Raw genomic sequence first — 19,140 nt, 5'->3', positions numbered from 1 at the left:
ACCTTTCAGACCTATGCTGCCATTCTGTTTTGGGAAGTTGCCTGCATTTGGGGACTTTGTTCGGGTTCAGGCCACCGGGCCAGATGTGAGCCACTTCGACATTTGGCTTCAAGAAGGCATCCTTGCCGGAAGAACGCACTGGGAAGCGGACTGGGAACTCATTTGGCGAAAAGCCCCGCCCTACCATTATTTCTACGCCGATCCTTCGAGCCACCGCTTTCTTTCTGGTCGCCTCCAAACCAGCCGCGATAAATCCGGCAGACTATTCCCTATAACCTTTGGCATACGCGGAGCATTACAAGGATTAGCCCATACGCTCCTCCCTTCTTTAGTCTTAGCCTTGCATCCAGCCTATCGAAAGACAGTGGAGTACCTTGATCAACCTTCGCCCGATCTTTTGCATCCACACATCGAACAAATGGTACACAGTTTGCCTCTTCCTGATAAAGTATTCTTTGCACAGGCCCAAAACCACCTGAAATTATTTTTGGAAACGACGACACAAGCCGCGTTTTGGTTTGGGATCTACGGAGATTTTAAAGATTTTCGCAGAATGGATTTGTGGCATCAGCTATTCAATTTTATCCATTTTGCACGATTAGAGAAAAACCGAAAATTTCCCGGTATTGTCTTGCCCCTGAGTGCCTCGGAAACGGTGGTGGCTACCGAGGTCGCTTTTTGGCTAACGGCTGTTCTGCGGTTGTGGGGCTCGGCCATTTACCCAAGCCTCTTTTGGTCTTTGCCTCAATCTCGTGGCTCGCGCCGCCTATTAATATTTCTCGAGAAACCAAACCCAGATGCTTTAATTGCCCTCTTAGACGGTGAAATGGGGCTTCCAGCCGTCTATCCGATGGGTTACGGAACCATTGTAGGCCAAGCCATCCCGTACCATGTCAGGGAATCCTTGGAAAACCCGGCTATGAGCCTTGCCCAAATAATCCAAAAAATCCCTGAGCGCATTTAGGCAAAAAAACCGTATTATCAAACAGAACCTTCACCCAGCAAACACACGGATTCAGCTCCGTATTTGACGTATGGAAAACCTTACGCCTCTCCTCGAAGAAGTCTTGGCCCCAATCCCCGGCGACAACCCTGCCGGAAGCCGGATAGATCCGAACGAAGATTTTGATTTTGTAACCATCAAGAATGAGGTGGACAAAATGAGCCTCGTTTCTGGTAGTGTGGACCAAGAAAAGCTCATGGAGCAATCCAAATCCTTGGTTGGCACCCAGCAAAATGTGGCCATTAAAGGCGCAGCAGTCTCTTCGGGAACACAATATGCCCTTATCGTTTCCGCAAGCCGCAATATTCTGAAAAACAAGTCCAAAAATCTTTTGGTAATTGCTTACATGAATGTAGGTTTGGCATACGATCAAGGGGCAACGGGTCTTGCGGAAGGTTTTGGGGCCTTACACATTTTTGCCGAAAACTATTGGGATCAGGGTTATCCTGAAAAGAAAAAACCGCGATTACGTGGTGCGGCCCTGAACTTCATGATGCCCAAATTGATCAATTGGGCAGAACGATATAAGCCCCAGTCGGGAGATGAGGTCGCTTTTGAGGCCATTAAGACGCATCTTAGCTTCCTCTCCGGATTTTGGATGAAGGAACTCAATGAACATGCCCCTCCTACGACCGAGTTCAAGGTGGGATTAGAGAAATTGGCCAAACAAGTGGCGGCTCCTCCCACGCCACCGCCTCCACCGCCGGATCTCGCAGAGACGACTACCGATGCCCCCACCCCCGAAATTGCCCCCACGACCGAGGTGGCCCCCTCTCCGGCCCCCTCGGTTAGCTTGCCTTCTTCGTTTGGTACGGTGGACGATGCAATCATGGCCGTCCCGCAACTTTGTGCCGCCATTCGCGCCGCCGACCGTCGTCACCCGGCTTCGTACCGGATGATGCGCTTGGCCATGTGGGCAGGCCTCACGTCCGAGCCAGCCAACGACATGCTACCCGCTCCCGAACCACACCGCTACAACTACTACACCGGAGAATTGGCCAACCAAGACCTCGCGACCATCATCGAAGAAGTGGAAGGCTTGATGCAAGAATTTCCCTATCCGCTCATCTTAGATTTACAGCGTATTTTGGTGCAGGCCCTTGAAAAAGCAGGCAGCGACTTTGTGATGGCAAAAGAAGCGATTCTGACCGAACTGGCCCTGATGTTGCAAAAAGTACCGGGATTGCCTGCGCTTCGCTTTAATGACGGAACCCCCTTTGCTTCCCCAATCACCCAAACATGGATCGAAGATGTGGTTGTGCCTTTCATTGGGGCAGGCGGGGGCGGAGGAGGTGGTAATCTGATGATTACGGCGGGGGAAGAGGAGGCCGAGTTGGTAGCAGCGTTCAAAGAAGCTCAAAAAACAATCGAGGACGTAGGGGCCGCAACGGCGGTAGCAAAACTTCAGGCTGGCATGGAAGCCGACCTCTCTGGAAGGGCGCGGTTTAGGCGTCGCCTGATGGTGGCCATTTTGTGTAGTAAAGTGGGCTTCAACCGCATTGCCTTGCCACTTCTGGAAACGCTGGATTCCGAAGGAGAAGCCATAGGACTGGCGCGGTGGGAGCCAGCACTTGCCTTGGATGTCTGGCTAAATCAATACCGTTGTTATAAAGCCCTATTGTCGGAGGCCAATGAGGACCGACAAATCTATTGGCAAGAAAAGATGGAGACAGTTTTGGATAAAATGAGCCGGACCGATGTACGCTTTGCCCTCACAGCTATTGGAGAACGGCCTAAATCCATCTCAAAAAATACTTTACCTCAGGAAACATTGACAGAAATTGATTCTTGATTTTCTCAAAATGAGTCTTGATTTTGAATAAAAAAATTGGTATCTATAAAGGCCACATGAAGCGCATCTTTATTGCCTATGGCCCGGATACTTCCGCTGATCCACGAAATTCATTCTTCATAACACAATTATAGACCCCTCACAAACCTTTACCTTGCGACAATCCGAGTCAACGGCATTTTCCCAACCGCATGTAAAGGATAAACACTTGGAGCAAAACGCATGAGCAGTTTCCAACATGAAAAACCCCCTGCCCGTATCAACCTCTTTCTGGATGTAAAAAAAGGCGACGCATTGGTTCGCGAAGAATTGCCTTTCCGGATGTTGGTGATGGGAGATTTTGGCGGCTCTAAAGACGAAGACATCGCGGATCGGGACATCATCAATGTGAACAAAGACAACTTCGAGGATATCCTAAAATCGCGGGAGATGAAGTTGGACATGGTGGTAGCCAATCACCTGAAAGATGACCCTGAAGCCGAAATGAAGGTACAAGTAAAGGTGGAGAGCATGAAAGACTTTACGCCGGAAAATGTGGCCAAACAAATTCCAGAGTTGGACAAGATGCTTGCCACCCGGAACCTGTTGCAAGACTTACGAAACCGCGTTATCACCTTGGGTGACTTTCGGCGCCAGCTTGAAACCATTATCAAAGACAAAGACGCATTGGCACGACTTGCCGACGAATTGCACAAAATCGTACCTGATGATGCTCAAGATGCCTAATGCGTCTCCGATGCCCACCGATATTGGGCTGGGCGGGATCGGCAATTGTTTTTATTAACCCTCGAAACCTTACTTACATGTCTGCTACACAACAGGCTTCGGGCGCTCCTGGCGCTCAGGTTCAAGAATTAGATGGTAAAGACAGCTTATTAGACAGCCTCTTTGCCCAAGTTAACATGGAGAAACCTTCTGAAACCGTAAATCTAAAGGTTTTCAAAGAAGGAGATCAACTGGCCAATCAATCTAAAAACGAGATGATGGCTGCCGCACTTAGTGTTTTTGTGGATACGGTTGCCGCACTCGATACCCCGTTAGACCGTTTAGACAAGCATTTTATAGACGCCATGGTGGCCAGCATAGACCAAAAAATAAGCCAGCAGTTGGATGCGGTTATGCACCACCCTACCTTCCAAAAAATGGAGTCTTCTTGGCGTGGACTCAAATTTATGGTGGATCGGATTGACTTCCGGAAAAACGTTAAGGTGGAGATATTAGATGTGGACAAAGACGAACTGGCCGAATCTTTCGAAGATTCACCGGAACTGATACAGTCTCCGCTATACAAACACATTTATACCGATGCCTATGATCAACCTGGTGCAACGCCCTACGCCACCATCGTCTCCAACTTCGAGTTCGACAGTTCTGCAAAGGATGTGAACCTACTGACCAATATGTCTAAGGTGGCGGCCTCTGCTCATTGTCCATTCCTTGGCTCCATTGGCCCGAAATTCTTCGGCAAATCCAGTATGGAAGAGTGGAAAAAAATCCCTGACTTGGGCGCTTATATGGAAACATCCGATTACATTAAATGGAATGCCTTCCGTGCGACCGATGATTCTCGCTATGTAGGACTCACCATGCCGCGCTTTATGGCCCGTCTGCCTTATGGCGACGACAACCCCGTGAAAGCGTTTAATTACCAAGAAAACGTAAAAGGCAGCGATCACGATAAATACCTGTGGGCCAATGCCACTTTTGCGATGGCCACCAACATGGCGAAAGCGTTTATGGCAGATGGTTGGTCGGTGCAGATACGCGGGCCGGAAGCAGGTGGTAAAGTGGAAGACCTGCCAGTCCACCTGTATGATGTAGGCAAGGGCAAACAACTCAAAACCCCCACCGAGGTCCCTATCAGCGAAACCTTGGAGTTTCAGTGCGCGAATTTGGGCTTTATTCCCCTTAGCCATTATCAAAATCGCGATTTTGCGTGTTTCTTCTCGGCAAATTCGGCACAAAAGGCCAAAATTTATGACGACGAGTTTGCGACCGCAAACAGTCGGATCAATTCTCGGTTGCCCTACATCTTTTTGGCTTCCCGCATTTCGCACTATCTGAAAGTAATGCAACGCGAAAACATTGGTTCTACCAAGAGCCGTGTGGTCATAGAAGAAGAACTGAACCGCTGGCTGAAAAGTTTGGTCACTGAGATGTCGAATCCTTCCCCGGCAGTTATTGCCCGTTACCCCTTAAAAGGGGCTCAGGTAACAGTATCGGAAGTAGGGGACAACCCTGGATTCTATCGTGTCGAAACCATGATTATGCCACACTTCCAGATTGAGGGAATGGACATTAACCTTTCTCTTGTCGGAAAAATGCCCGCCAAATAGCAAATGGGGTTACCGAGAAAGTTTTCTTCCTCGGTAACCTAAATAATCTGATCTCTATGATCCCTTTTTCCAATTCCATGCGTTATTAATAGTGTAAGTAAACACTTCAAATTACAACAACTTAAAACAAAACCTATCACTACAAAACGGAGAATCGAAATGGCACTCAATGCTTATCTGAAACTGAAAGGCCAGAAACAAGGCGAAATCAAAGGCAGTGTTACCCAAAAAGGCCGCGAAGGCAAAATTATGGTGATCGCCGTAAATCATGAAATCATTAGCCCGCGTGATGCAGCCAGCGGGCTTCCAACGGGCAAACGGATGCACAAGCCCTTGGTCATTACCAAAGAGTTAGACAAATCTTCGCCGTTGCTCTATAATGCACTTGTGAACAACGAAAACATCACCGAATTTGAACTCCAGTTCTGGACGCCACAAATTGGTGGTGCTGTTGGTGGCGGTGGAACGGAAAAACAACACTACACCATCAAATTGACCAATGCCAATATCGCTTCCGTCAATTTCCGAATGCTGAACAACAAAAATCCGGAACTCACCCGCTACGCCGAGTACGAAGAAATTGCCTTTACCTATCAAAAGATCGAATGGACGTGGAATGATGGTGGTATCACCGCCGAGGATGACTGGGAAAGTCCAGTAGTATAAACCTGTTTAAAGGTTCGTTTTCACCGAAACTCCGTTGGGAAACCTTCGGGGTTTCGGCATTTTGAAGTAAGACCTCCGGCAACCCGCTTTCCTTGATGCCGGATCAATCCCCAACCCATGCAAGCAAGTCTTTTAGACGTTCTTCTGGGACACTTTGACGTGCAAAACCCGCTTTCTTCCGTCCCAGAACGCGACCAACGGCTTTATAGTGTGATGGCAAACCTCCGTCGGCTGTTTAACACCCGACAAGGCGCCATCGAACATTTACCGGATTATGGTTTGCCAGACTTGCATACGCTCTACCGAGATATGCCTTGGGGGGCCGAGCAACTCAAAAAACTGTTGGAGGAAGTGGTTCGAAAATATGAACCGAGGCTCACACAAGTAAACATTAGTTACCAGCATACCGATGTAAACCAAATGCGCCTCATCTTTGTACTTCGGGCCAAGTTGGATAAAAAGCAAATTGTACGCTTTCAAACCACCATTTCGGCCACCGAATTAATTGATGTTTCGCCCGTGCGGCGAGAACCCTGAACACTCAGAAAAGGCACCGGTTTGCCCACCGATTGCCCTAAGCCCTTAGACCGTGTCGAGAAAATACTACGAAGAAGAAATGCGGTATCTGCACGAAGCCGGCAAAGCATTTGCACAGGCGCATCCGGAAACCGCCCGTTTTCTGAATTTAGACAGCATTACCGATCGCGACCCATACGTGGAGCGGTTATTTGAAGGATTCGCTTTTCTTTCTGGGCGGATTCATGAGCGCCTAGACGATGATTTACCGGAATATACCGAGGGGTTATTTAACCTAATGTGGCCCCATTATCTGCGCCCTATTCCCGGTCTGTCTATCTTAGAAATGCGCCCTAAAATCGGTGTTATTCAAGAAACTACAAGCTATGCTGCTGGAACCGAAGTCATTTCTAAGCCTGTGGGGCCAGAAAATGTCGCCTGCCGTTTTACGACCACCAACGCTTTGGACGTTCACCCATTGACCTTGTCCAAAGCCGAAATGACTTGGATACCGGGCAGTTCGAGCCTCAACTTGAGGTTTGATTTATTAAAAGGGGCTTCCTTTGAAAATCTCCGTTTTAAAAACGGAAAACTCCGGCTGTTTTTTTATGCAGATCCAGCCATTGCTTCTACCCTGCATTTGTTTATGACCCGCCATGTACGGCGCGTGACCCTCTTTTGTGGGCCTGAGGACCAGCCATTTACCATTGCCAACAATCAGTCGTGGGTAGAACCTTGTGGATTTATGGAGGAAGACGGTCTCTTACCCTATTCTCGGTTTTCTTTTAAAGGATTTCGGTTGTTGCAAGAATATTTCAGCTTCCGGCCCAAATTCTGGTTTGTGGATTTGTGTGGCTTTGATCGCTTTACCCCAGAAGAACCACCAACGTTTTTTGAAGTACGGGTGGACTTTGACCGCTCCTTCCCAGAAGATCGGCGTTTTAAAACGGATAATATCCGGCTCCACTGTACCCCCATTATCAACCTCTTTCCAAAAGACACAACCCCTATTCGGGTGGATCATCTCACGACCGAGTATCGCATTAATCCCGACACCAATGCGCCACGTAGTTTTGAGCTTTATGATACCACCGAAGTCGTAGGAATTGAAGAGCGAACCAACCGACGGCATTATTATAAACCGTTTTATTCATTTGAACGAGACGAAAAAGGAAGGTTTTACACGACTAAGATCCGGCAAGCCCCTTCGGGACAATACGACATGTATCTTTCCATTTTAGGCTCTAACCTCGATCAAGACTTGGCTAACGAGACCCTTTCCATTACGGCCTTGGCTACCAACCGAAGTTTGCCCCGTGAACACCTAAAAGAAGGCGATATTTCCAAGCCGCCGCCTGGTTTTGCAGATGTGGTACAGTTGCGCAATTTGACCCAACCCACGTTAGACCGTCATCCGCCGCGTGACCAGAATTTTTTCTGGAAACTGATTTCTCATCTTTCGATGAACCACATGTCCATCGCCAATCCAATCTCTTTCCGGCTTTTGCTTAGCCTGTACGACTGGGAGCGCAGCGAAGCCAACCGCAAGCGCATCGAAGGCATACGCAGCATTATCTGGCGACCCAAAGAGCGGGTATATCGGGGGGCCATCATTCGTGGCTCCGAAGTGGTCTTGGAAGTTCAAGATGGGGCTTTTGCAGACGAAGGAGACTTATGCCTTTTCGGATTGGTAATGAGCCATTTTTTGGGCATGTATGCCACTATTAATTCGTTTGTATATCTCACGCTTGTTTCGATGCCTTCTGGAAAGACATATGAATGGGCGCCGCAAAAAGGCGTTAAACCAGTTTTATAAGGCGTTAAACCAGTTTCATAAAGTCAGAATGAAAAACGGAATCTATGGCCATTAAAAAGAAACCCAGCCACCGCGTCATGGAACGCATGTTGCAAGAACCGCATCAATTCGACTTCTTTCAGGCGGTGATGCTCTTAGAACGGCAATATGGGGACCAAAAACGAAGCGATGTTTATACTGATAACGAGACGCATCCGGTTTTTATTCAACCGCATACAGGATTGATATTCCCGCCGTCAGATGTCAAAAACATTGAAATAACGCAACGGCATGGCCATTCTATGCCCGCAGTGACCGTAACCTTCATGGGGCTATATGGCATTGCATCACCGCTTCCGGTTTATTTTTACGATGAAATCGCGACCGATCAGGCTTATACCTTGCCCTTAAAGACTTTTTTAGATTTCTTTAATCATCGGCTTTATCAACATTTTTTTAGGGCTTGGAAGAAGTACCAACCCTCGCTTCAGGCACAGAACGAGCATGTGGACCGTCATGCCGAACGTTTTTTTGCATTGGCTGGCATTGGTCTTCCAGACCAGCGTTCCGGCCATTTTTTTTCGCCGATGCGTTTGGCAGCGTTTGCCGGGCGGCTTTCTTCTCCCACCCGAAATGTCGAAGGTTTACGTGCCCTTTTAGAGGCATTTTTTGAAGACACAAAGGTAAGAATTCAGGAAAACATTCCCCGATGGGTGGAACTCAGCGAACGCCCTGTTATGAGCCGGAAATCCCGAAATGGCATGTTGCTTGGCAATAACATCACGCTTGGCCGCAAATTATTCGATATTTCTGGTAAGTTCCGTATTCATATGCAGATCCATTCCTTAGAACAATATCTGGGCTTATTGCCCGGTGGCCAGTATGAAGCCATGATCCGCTATTTGGTAGGACTTTATGCGCCGGATGGCCTGAGTTATGACCTACAACTGGAAATACCTGCGAACCTCTTGCCCCGCCAATCGCTGGGGAAAGACAAACCTATGCGGCTTGGGCTTACTGGTATGCTGGGTCATGCCAAAGAAGCCTTACACAAGCGAATCATCCAATATTTTTGAATCAAAACAGGTGCAGGCTTTGGCCCCTCCACCTATACAAAACGTTCCTTCTCACCTGCGGTATCACCACCGCATAATGCCCTTCAACCGTATGGTTACCAAAGACTTACGCAAACTTCTTTCTCGGCTGAATGCCTACAATACCCGCATGATGGAGGCCGCCGCCGGATTTTGCATTACACGCGGTCACTACGAAGTCTCGTTAGAGCATTTACTGCTCAAAATGATGGAAGACGGAACGGGTGACATCACCAAAATTATGGATCATTACGGCATTCCCAAAAACAACCTTTGGGTGGTATTACAACACCGCTTGGAAAGTTTTCGCACAGGAAATACCGGAAGGCCCTCTTTTTCACCCGTATTGTTACAGTTGGTCGAGTCGGCTTGGGTGGTGGCATCCGTACATCATAACGCCAACGAAGTGCGTTCTGGCCATATGGTGGAAGCCATCCTTACGGCGGATACTCTGCGATTGGAGGGCTATGTTGAAGCCCTTTCGGGCGTAGCAACGGATGATCTTCGGCAAAAATTTCGCGAGGTAGTGGGTGGCTCCATTGAAGACACGATGGCCAGTAGGTCCGCCGGAAATATGCCCCACAATGTGACGGCAGGGGAACAGGCCAGCGGCGAAACGGCCTTAGACCTTTATACGACCGACGTAACTGGAAAGGCCCGCGCCGGAAAAATAGACCCAATTTTTGGGCGTGATGCCGAGATTCGTCAGGCGATAGACGTACTGAGCCGCCGCCGAAAAAACAACCCGATCCTTATTGGAGAAGCGGGCGTTGGAAAAACGGCCATCGTCGAGGGCTTGGCATTGCGTTTGGTGGAGGGGGATGTACCGGATTCGCTCAAAGAATGCGAAATTCGTGGTCTGGACCTCGCTCTCTTGCAGGCCGGTGCAGGCGTAAAAGGTGAATTTGAAAACCGCCTCAAAAACGTGATTGAGGAATTGAGGGCCGCGCCCAAGCCCATCATCTTATTCATTGATGAAGCACATACACTAATTGGCGCGGGTGGCTCGCAAGGAACAGGCGATGCGGCGAATTTGCTAAAGCCCGCCTTGGCACGTGGTGAACTTCGGACGATTGCCGCCACAACGTTTTCCGAATACAAACAATATATCGAGAAAGACCCTGCATTAGAGCGCCGCTTCCAACCCATCAAAGTGGAAGAACCAGACATCGAAAAAGCCTCCATGATGTTGCGCGGCATCAAAGGTATCTACGAGAAATTCCATAAACTCCACATCTCTACCGAAGCCACCCAAGCCGCAGCCGCTCTTTCCTCACGCTATATTGCCGGACGCCAATTGCCCGATAAAGCGGTGGACTTATTAGACACTGCTTCTGCACGGGTGAAAATGGGCCAAACCGCCAAGCCGGGGCAATTGGATGACATAGAACGGACCATTGCAAATCTGGAGGTAGAGATTGAGGCCAATAAGCGCGATATTGCCACCGGCCTTTCTGATGATCTCGAAAAACTGAACAAACTGCTGGGCGAACTTGCAGAAGCCAACGTCCAAAAAGAAGCCTTCGAGAAACGATGGAAAGAAGAATTGGATATCGTCTTAAAAATTAGAGACATCCGAGAAAAAATCTCCAATCAGGATGGTGACTTAATGGCGCTCCGTACCGAAATGTCTGGCTACCAAGAACAACTCAAGGGTATTCAGGGCGAAGACCCCTTGGTTCATGCCGAGGTGAATCCGGCGGTCATTGCACAAATCATTGCAGACTGGACGGGTATTCCGGTAGGAAGCATGATGAAGGACGAGGCCAAGACCCTTTTAGAAATGGACGACCGCCTGAAAGCCCATATTAAAGGACAAGACGAGGCCATCGAGGATGTCTCGGATGTCATTCGGACGGCCAAGGCGGGTATGAAGAACCCCGATGCGCCCATTGCAGTATTCCTTTTTGTGGGGCCAAGTGGAACGGGAAAGACCGAAACCGCCCGCATGGTGGCCGAGGAAATGTTTGGCGGCGAAAAATTCCTGACCACCATTAACATGAGTGAATACCAGGAATCCCATACCGTCTCGCAGTTGAAAGGTGCGCCTCCAGGATATGTGGGCTATGGGGAGGGCGGTATCCTGACCGAAGCCGTTCGGCAAAGACCTTATTCTGTTGTTCTCTTGGATGAATGCGAAAAAGCGCATAAAGATGTAATGAACCTGTTCTATCAGGTCTTCGACAAAGGCTTTATGCGAGATGGCGAAGGACGGGAGATTGACTTCCGCAACACCGTAATCATGCTTACTTCCAATTTAGGAACGGAAACCCTGACCACGATGGGCTTGGAAGACCCGCGCCCATCGCCCGATGCCATGCGCGATGCCATTCACCGCGATTTGGTAGGACACTTCCAACCCGCGCTTCTGGCACGTATGAAGGTGATTCCCTACTACCCGCTCAACAAAGAAGCCGTTAGGGCCATTACCAAACTCAAACTCAACCGAATTGGTAAACGATTGGCGGCCTCTCACCAAATGACGTTTTCCTACTCCGACGAAGTGGTGGAACGCATTGTGGAACGCTGTACGCAGGTGGATAGTGGTGCCCGGAATATAGATTTTATTATAGACCGAACCGTACTTCCCGAAGCCTCGCGTGCCCTTCTCCTCCGTATGGTGGATGAAAACATGCCTGATGCGCTCTTGTTGGGTATTGATGCCGATGGCAACTTTACCTATACTTTTACCTGATTGGTCTTATCGGTAGCTTTTGGTTCCGAAGCCCCACAATGCTTATGCCGGGCTTCGGAACTTATCTCTTTCTTATCATTCAGCACCCATTCCTATGCCTGCCAATCGAGATGCACATATAACCTTCGAAGCGGGCAGTACCAGCACCGATTCTTGGGAGGTACTCCATTTTCAAGGACGCGAAGCCATTTCCGAATTATTTCGGTTCGATATTGACTTGATCTCGGACGATGACCAGATGATCTATGAAGACCTGATCAATCAGACCTGTCATTTATATATAGAACGCGACGGAAAAGACATGCCATTTCATGGTTTGGTCTCCTTTTTTAAGCAAGGCCATATGTCTGGAGGTCGCTTTTTATACGAATTTGTGATGGTTCCCCGTCTAACCCGTCTCGGCTTGGGGCAGTATAGTCGGGTTTTCCAGAACATGAGCATCTTGGACATTATTAAAAAATTACTCTCCGATGGCGGTTTTAGTGCAGGACAAGACTTTGAGCTTCCCGCAACCAACTCAACCCGCTACCCTACTCGAGAGTTTACGATTCAATACCAAGAGTCGGACTTAGACTTTATCTTCCGCCAGCTAGAACATTATGGGATGTTCTATTACTTCGACCACTCGGGGGATGTAGATAAACTCATGATTTGTGATGATAGTTTATCTAATCCACACATCGAAGGAGGCGCGCTACCTTTTCACCACGAAGGCGGGCTTAGCGATAGCGACGACCAAGAGATTGTACGCAACTTCATCTTTAGTGCCCAACTGACTACCGGAAAAACACTATTAGACGATTATTATTATCGTTCGCCAAACTTGAATTTGGCCGTAGAAAAAGCCTCCGCACAGGCGTTGGCCGGGCTTCACTATGAATATGCACCCGATTATCAGCATACAGGACACGGCAACTATTTAGTACAGGTTCGTCAAGAATATTTTAACAGCCAAAAACTGCTCATTGATGGGGAAAGTGACTGTGGCGCATTCCGAAGTGGGCTTATTTTTTCGCTGGAGCAACACTACCGAAGCGAGCGCAACATAGACTATCTCCTTACCGAAGTACGACATGAGGGCAGTCAAGGCATTGGTTTGGACTCAGGAGGTAATCGTCCCAAATATGCCAATCATTTCCGTTGTATTCCAGCCAATGTCCCTTTTCGACCAGAGAGAAAAACCACCATTCCACGCATTCATGGCATTATCACCGCGAAGGTGGAATCGGCAGGCGGACAATATGCTTTTGTGGACAAAAACGGTGAATACCACGTAAAACTTCCTTTCGATCAGGACTCCACGCAATCTGGGCAATCGTCTTTACCTATCCGTATGTCGCAGCCCTATACCGGAGCCGACTATGGCATTCACTTTCCCAATCATGCCAATACCGAGATGGTTTTGGCGTTTATGGACGGCAATGTGGACCGCCCGATGGCGCTTGGAACCATACCTAATCCTTCTAATAATACGCCCGTTACCAACCAAAATGCTTATGAAAACATCATTCGAACATGGGCAGGTAATATTCTAAAGATGAGCGACGAGAAAGACAAAACAAAAATACAGCTTACCTCGGCAGATGCGCACGACTTGGTTCTGGACGATGAACACAATAAAATTCAGATCACAACCAAAACTGGACATGTGATTGTGATGGACGACGACCAAAAGAGTATCAATATTAAAACGGCGAAAGGCCACGACTTCTTGCTACAGGACGAGAAGGACGGAATTTCCGGATTTAAGCTCTACACCATAGATAAGCACTATTTCACGATTGTGGACAAAAGTCCTGTTGGCGCCGTTGCAACATGGGCCGACAAAGACACAAAAGTGGGTATTACACTTAACTTCGACGAAAAGTCTGTCTCCATTGTCTCGGAGGAAGGGGACATCTCCATCAAATGCCCCTCTGGTAAACTTCTGATTGAGACCGCTGAAATGGAAACAAAAGTAGGCGGTGATCACAAACTGATCATAGACGGCAAATCCACTACCGAGGTAAAACAGGCCATCGAGGTGAAAGCGATGGAAATTACAAACGAAGCCGATACGAATATTACCTCGAAGGCTGGAGCGAACCACGCCATAGAAGCAGGCGCGAATATGGACATGAAAGGCATCAATGTAAACATAGAGGCACAAGTAAACGCAACGGTGAAGGCCAATGTGAATGCCAATCTACAAGCCTCGGTACAAGCCAATGTAAAAGGAACCATGGCAGAAGTTTCGGGCTCGGCCATGACCACCATCAAAGGCGGAATCGTGATGATCAATTAAGGAGGAAGTGAATTATGGGACAACCCGCAGCAAGATTGGGCGATATGACGGCACATGGCGGTTCCATCGTCATGGGTGCACCCACGGTATTAATTGGTGGTATGCCTGCCGCACGGGTGGGGGATATGCACGTTTGCCCAATGGTCACGCCAGCACCAGCACCCATTCCACATGTTGGTGGGCCAGCCTTGCCACCCGGTGCGCCCACCGTTTTGATTGGCGGCTTGCCTGCGCTCCGGATGGGGGATATGTTGGTCTGCGTTGGACCACCAGATGTGGTGGCCTTGGGCTGTATGACTGTCTTGATCGGGACAAGTGCTGGCTCCGGAAGCGGTGGCGGAAGTGCCGCACCCGGAGGAGGCGGGGGTGGAAGTGCGCAAACGGGCGCTACCATTGCCCTAAGTAAGCTGAATCACGAACCGAAACCCATTCAACATTGGGTGGTGTTTCAAGTGAAAGACAAAGCCGGAAAACCTATCCCCAATGTCCCCAATACGTTTACCGATGCCGATGGGCGTGTGGAAAGAGGACACAGCAACGGGGCCGGATTGATCCACCGATATGGCATGAAAAAAAACGGTCAAAGCAAAGTAGAAATTTATGCGGCCTATGGCGCCAAATGGAGTAAACAAGAAGCCAAAGTTGGCGACATCCTCACCTTAGAAGCCAAAGTTTTAGGATTTGAGAACGGAACCAAGGCCCTTTTCCAAATTCATAAACGCGACATCAAAAAGGCCGATGTGGTCATTGCCGAGGTGGAATCCACCACGCAGGGAGAGAAAGTCTCGGTTTCATGGAAATATGAACATCCGTTTATGGATCCAAACCAGCCTGTAACCCATTTTTCCTCGCCCGAATTTTATTTTGAAGTCCTGATTCAAAACACCAAGACACGCTCTAACCTCATGCGTTTCAGCTCGTTTATCCAGATTCTCCTAAAAGATGATACAGGCCGTGGGATTCCGAGTGCTTCATATTTGGTATATGTCTCGAACGGCGAAGTACGAAAAGGCCAGACGGATGGTAGCGGTAAAGCAAAAATTGAAAACCTGCCACCTGTTCCACATAAAGTGGTGTTTCTGGACTATCCGGGCATCACCAAAACAACAGAAACCCGATGAGCGCCGCCCCACCCGGAACGGCTGTTCTACCCGGAACAACCGCCACTTTTACAACGGCTCAGGCTATTTTATACTTCCAGCCCTATCCTGGAAAACATACTAACGGCATTTCGGGACTGCGGTATCAATTATATGTCAATGGTGTGGCAACAGGCCCTGCTGGAACAACAGGTGCCAACGGCGAAGTCCGGCTCAATGGCCTTGCCCCGACAGGCAACAACCAATTGGAGATTTTGGGTACACGGTATCAAATCCGATTTATCAGTACCATAGAGCCGCTGACCGGAGCCAATGCCAACAAAGGGTTACAACGCCGCTTGGCCATGCTTGGTTACGAATTGGGAAACATAGACGGAGACCTTGGCCGAAAAACTGACAGAGAAATCCTTAATTTTCAAGGAGATAAAGCACGAGACACCAATGGTTTTGTGTCAGGATATCCGGCTTCGGCGCGTACACAAGTAAACAGTGATCTCCAAGCAGACGCAGGGATATAAGCTATGGCCATTATTAAAGAATTAAAAACAACCATCCCTTACCGAATCGTTCCGGTACGGTTTGAGCGCGCCACTACGGGAAATCCGAGTGCACGCCGTCCTGATATTGATGATCGGGGGTATGTAGCCACCAATCCATCCGGAATACACGGCCCTGTAGTGGGTGTGTTAAAAGACGAAGAGGTGGAAATCCGCCTGCGCCGTGAAAACATTTCTAACGATGCGCCTTTGTTTATCACCACGGAAGACACCGCTGTGATCCGTATTGTCCGACCTACGGGCCAACTTTCAGGTTCATCCACCCATATAGTCCGTATTCGCGGGTTGGATGGCGGAAATCCTCAGGGGGCACGGGTTAAAGTTCGGTTCGGCTCGGCAATCGGCCCGATTATTCATGAACTGGGTGTTTGGGTATGGGATCCGGTGACGGTAAACGTAACGCCTCATTTGGTGACCATTACCTCTACCACGAATACAACGGGTGTTGGTTCTGTCATAGATTTTCCGGCGGTCATGCGCATGGTAAATGATATTTGGAAGCCCGCCGGAATTGTGTTCAATTTCCCCAATACCCTTTCGGCAGCACATAGAATGACGGTAAACCTTGCCACTGCGGGTACGGTAGCGACCACTGCCGACTTTAACCAGATCATCCAAACCAGATGGGTACGGAATACGATTAATGTCTATTGTGTTTCTCGTTTTAATATCTCCGGAGCCAGCGGTCTTGAATTTTTAGGATTTGGATTTAGTACCAATGCGTATGCCTCCAATGGGATCAACCGGCCTTCTATTTTTTTGGCAGATTCCAGCCCTTCTATCAGTCGAGACCTCATGTATTGGGCGAATGATCTGGCACATGAAATTGGACATTTTTTGGCATTATGGCATCCGGAGAATGTACAAGCTCCCAATGCCCGCGCAGATACATGGTCGCGTCGTAACCTTATGCACAACTATAATTCAATGTTCGGAACATCCCCCGCAACGGGTCAAAACTATACCGCCCGTATTGATGATGTCGGATATGGCATGTTTAATGGATCTGCCAGAAGGGGTTGTATGCTTTGCCTAAAAGACCTTGCCCAACTGACTGAAGACGATCAGGCCCGAAGAGCAAGGACCCAAGCGGGAACCCCTACAACCTTATATGGCAACCTAACAAACCTTGGTACGGCTCCCACAACTCCTTAAATTATGGATACGCAAGACTTTATTGCAGCAGTTTTAGAGAAAGACTTCTCGGTTCAATTGTATTTGCCACAAGCAAATAGGGAAGAGTTGATTCCAGAACTTGTGGAACTAACAAAACACGTCGAGGTGTCGGTGCGCGAGTTGGCACTTGTCTGTCTGGATGAATTGGGCGGGAATGAAAACCTAAAAGCACAATTTACAGCCCTATACGATGCAAAGGAGCAGATCCGTAATTTGGGAATGGGCCATTTGTCTAAAATGCCGATGCCCAGTTTGGTTCCTTTTTTATGGAAGGTTCTAGATACCAATTCCCATGAATACATCCGGCAACAAACGGCTTTATTATTAGGGAGACTTCCCAATACCGATCCCAATGAACTACGCAATCGGTCGTACAAAGAAACCTTGCCTTTGGTAAAAGAAGCCTTTGTGATCGCCCTTGCACGCATGGGAAATTCTGAAGCCATCCGATGGGCCTCTCAAGAAATGCCACAAACCAGAGGACGCGACCGCCAACGCTGGCTACGCTATATTCCTTACCTAAATGCCGCTTGGCTGATTCGCCCATTGGCCGAAATATTGGATGATGAAGAACCGATGGAACGGATAGGCGTGGATGCACGCCCTGATTTTCCCCATTACCTCCGGGCTTGCGACATCGCCGCAGGCGCCATTCTTCGGCTTGGTTATTTACAATTCAGCTTCACCAAACCCAAACCACCCATCGTGTATTCGCCCGAACAACGCGCCGAAATCCGCAAGACCCTTGCCTTAAACCGCCAATAATCCATGTCCACGTTCTCAACCACAAACCGCACGGTTCAAACATTTCGCGGAAACGGATTTGCCCTGAAGCATTATTCAGACTGGGTAGATGCCACGATTTACATCCTCGCTGGGCCTATATTGGACAACATTCAGCACAACATTACCATACAAGTTGATTCAACTCCCAATGCACCGGATTTACAAACCTATGTTCACATTCAAACAGTGGACTTGGAAACCATGTTAAAATCTTGTACCGTGCTAAAACGAGAATTTATTAGGCTTTTTAATGGCATGGCGGCCTTTCGGCTCGTCTATTCTTGGATTCCGGCCGATGAAGTGCAGTTGGTGCAAGATCAGGTGTATGTGCTACACAATGGAAAAGGTTATAAACTAACTGCTTCCATGAATAAATATTCCCGCCAAAGTATCGGGGCAGAAATCGAAAAGATGATGCTCAGTTTTGTACCTATGGAGGCGGGCACATGAAAAAAGAATATCAGGGAGAAGCGAACAAAATACACCCCATAGAATTGCCCTCTTCCATCGAACAAGTTTCTTGGGGCCAACCCTTTGGCATTTGTGGGGCTAAGGCGATGCTGGAAATTTTCACCCAGTTTGTGGGCATTGGCTCTGAACTAAAGGTAATGATCAAAGACGAGGACGGGAAGCAACACGGGGAGGTTACCACCAAAATATTTGGAAATCACCATTCCCTTGAATTTAAAATTCCGGCAGAGGCACGCCTGAAATTATATGCCGATGTAGCATTGCCGGAACTGGGACTAAAGGCCAGTGCCCTCCCCATGTGGCTGTTACCAAAGGTGGAGATCAGCAATCTACGTTGGAGCCAACGCGAATTAAAACGGCAAAACATTATTAAAATGTCCGCCTCCATCCAAGGCCCGCCAGACGGCGCACCTGTTGCCTTTAAGGTATTCGAGCAAGACGCCTTATATGCCCACGACCACCTCACCACATTGCATACCCGCGTAACAGGCGGACGTGCCGAAGTGGAGTGGCTGTTTGATTATCATGGCAGCACCGCACAAATCCCTACCAAAGACGAGTCGCCCAAAGGCTATCAACAACCCAGTTTGTTTTTTCGGGTCTCGGTAGCAGATGTTTTTGCAGATTCGCCCCCGCTCAAATTTTTGGACGAAGTGTATCTAACGGTAAAAGATGTATATGGGCACGTCTTAAAAAACATGAAATGTATTTTCCATTTTGCAGATGGTAGCCAAAAGCAAACCCAAACCAATACAGAAGGCTTGGCCCATTTACAAAACGTTCCGCCGGGTAAAATCCGGATTACCTTCCAACCCACCAACAAGGCGATGGTGATTGAAGAAGTCTCCCTTATTGTTGCGTAACCTCCT

The 19,140-nt window shown here is 48.5% G+C and carries 16 protein-coding genes; all 16 read left to right on the top strand.

Annotated features, from left to right (window positions below; translation table 11 throughout):
- Window positions 1–13: 13 nt before the first annotated feature.
- The 16 genes from tagF to JNN12_01935 all read left to right on the top strand — a co-directional run bounded on the left by tagF (window position 14) and on the right by JNN12_01935 (window position 19,134).
- Window positions 14–964: a type VI secretion system-associated protein TagF gene (gene tagF, locus JNN12_02010; protein MBL7977086.1), complete on the top strand. Its 951-nt coding sequence runs from the start codon at window positions 14–16 to the stop codon at window positions 962–964.
- 70 nt (window positions 965–1,034) lie between these two features.
- Window positions 1,035–2,795 (top strand): type VI secretion system protein TssA, encoded by a 1,761-nt coding sequence (gene tssA / locus JNN12_02005; protein MBL7977085.1) that lies wholly within the window; start codon window positions 1,035–1,037, stop codon window positions 2,793–2,795.
- Window positions 2,796–3,017: 222 nt separating this feature from the next.
- A complete protein-coding gene (tssB, locus tag JNN12_02000) occupies window positions 3,018–3,521 on the top strand; it encodes a type VI secretion system contractile sheath small subunit (GenBank protein MBL7977084.1) in 504 nt (167 codons plus the stop codon).
- Window positions 3,522–3,598: 77 nt separating this feature from the next.
- Window positions 3,599–5,131 (top strand): type VI secretion system contractile sheath large subunit, encoded by a 1,533-nt coding sequence (gene tssC, locus JNN12_01995; protein ID MBL7977083.1) that lies wholly within the window; start codon window positions 3,599–3,601, stop codon window positions 5,129–5,131.
- A 159-nt stretch (window positions 5,132–5,290) separates the two neighbouring features.
- Window positions 5,291–5,797 (top strand): Hcp family type VI secretion system effector, encoded by a 507-nt coding sequence (locus JNN12_01990; GenBank protein ID MBL7977082.1) that lies wholly within the window; start codon window positions 5,291–5,293, stop codon window positions 5,795–5,797.
- Between the two features lie 117 nt (window positions 5,798–5,914).
- Window positions 5,915–6,334 (top strand): type VI secretion system baseplate subunit TssE, encoded by a 420-nt coding sequence (gene tssE / locus JNN12_01985; protein MBL7977081.1) that lies wholly within the window; start codon window positions 5,915–5,917, stop codon window positions 6,332–6,334.
- Between the two features lie 52 nt (window positions 6,335–6,386).
- A complete protein-coding gene (gene tssF, locus JNN12_01980) occupies window positions 6,387–8,129 on the top strand; it encodes a type VI secretion system baseplate subunit TssF (GenBank protein MBL7977080.1) in 1,743 nt (580 codons plus the stop codon).
- Window positions 8,130–8,173: 44 nt separating this feature from the next.
- Entirely contained in the window at window positions 8,174–9,184 is a 1,011-nt protein-coding gene (gene tssG / locus JNN12_01975; protein ID MBL7977079.1) for a type VI secretion system baseplate subunit TssG, read from the top strand.
- A 91-nt stretch (window positions 9,185–9,275) separates the two neighbouring features.
- The gene (tssH, locus tag JNN12_01970) at window positions 9,276–11,897 is read left to right on the top strand and encodes a type VI secretion system ATPase TssH (protein MBL7977078.1); all 2,622 of its coding nucleotides are present in this window, start codon (window positions 9,276–9,278) and stop codon (window positions 11,895–11,897) included.
- 94 nt (window positions 11,898–11,991) lie between these two features.
- On the top strand, window positions 11,992–14,181 hold the full coding sequence (gene tssI, locus JNN12_01965; protein ID MBL7977077.1) for a type VI secretion system tip protein VgrG: 2,190 nt from the start codon (window positions 11,992–11,994) through the stop codon (window positions 14,179–14,181).
- 14 nt (window positions 14,182–14,195) lie between these two features.
- Window positions 14,196–15,302, top strand: a complete 1,107-nt coding sequence (locus JNN12_01960; GenBank protein MBL7977076.1) for a PAAR domain-containing protein — start codon at window positions 14,196–14,198, stop codon at window positions 15,300–15,302.
- Window positions 15,299–15,799, top strand: a complete 501-nt coding sequence (locus JNN12_01955; protein ID MBL7977075.1) for a hypothetical protein — start codon at window positions 15,299–15,301, stop codon at window positions 15,797–15,799. The genes JNN12_01960 and JNN12_01955 overlap by 4 nt, the downstream gene beginning before the upstream one ends.
- 3 nt (window positions 15,800–15,802) lie before the next feature.
- Window positions 15,803–16,993 (top strand): hypothetical protein, encoded by a 1,191-nt coding sequence (locus JNN12_01950; GenBank protein MBL7977074.1) that lies wholly within the window; start codon window positions 15,803–15,805, stop codon window positions 16,991–16,993.
- 3 nt (window positions 16,994–16,996) lie between these two features.
- Window positions 16,997–17,779 (top strand): hypothetical protein, encoded by a 783-nt coding sequence (locus JNN12_01945; GenBank protein ID MBL7977073.1) that lies wholly within the window; start codon window positions 16,997–16,999, stop codon window positions 17,777–17,779.
- A gap of 3 nt (window positions 17,780–17,782) precedes the next feature.
- Window positions 17,783–18,250 carry a DcrB-related protein gene (locus tag JNN12_01940; protein MBL7977072.1) on the top strand — a complete coding sequence of 156 codons (468 nt, stop codon included), beginning with the start codon at window positions 17,783–17,785 and terminating at the stop codon, window positions 18,248–18,250.
- On the top strand, window positions 18,247–19,134 hold the full coding sequence (locus JNN12_01935) for a hypothetical protein (protein ID MBL7977071.1): 888 nt from the start codon (window positions 18,247–18,249) through the stop codon (window positions 19,132–19,134). Before JNN12_01940 ends, JNN12_01935 begins: the two co-directional genes overlap by 4 nt.
- The last annotated feature ends 6 nt before the right edge of the window (window positions 19,135–19,140 follow it).

The sequence above is a fragment of the Bacteroidetes Order II. bacterium genome (assembly GCA_016788705.1).
Classification (GTDB): domain Bacteria; phylum Bacteroidota; class Rhodothermia; order Rhodothermales; family UBA2364; genus UBA2364.
The sequence above is the reverse complement of the archived record's forward strand: the minus strand, read 5'-3'. Positions and strand labels throughout refer to the sequence as shown.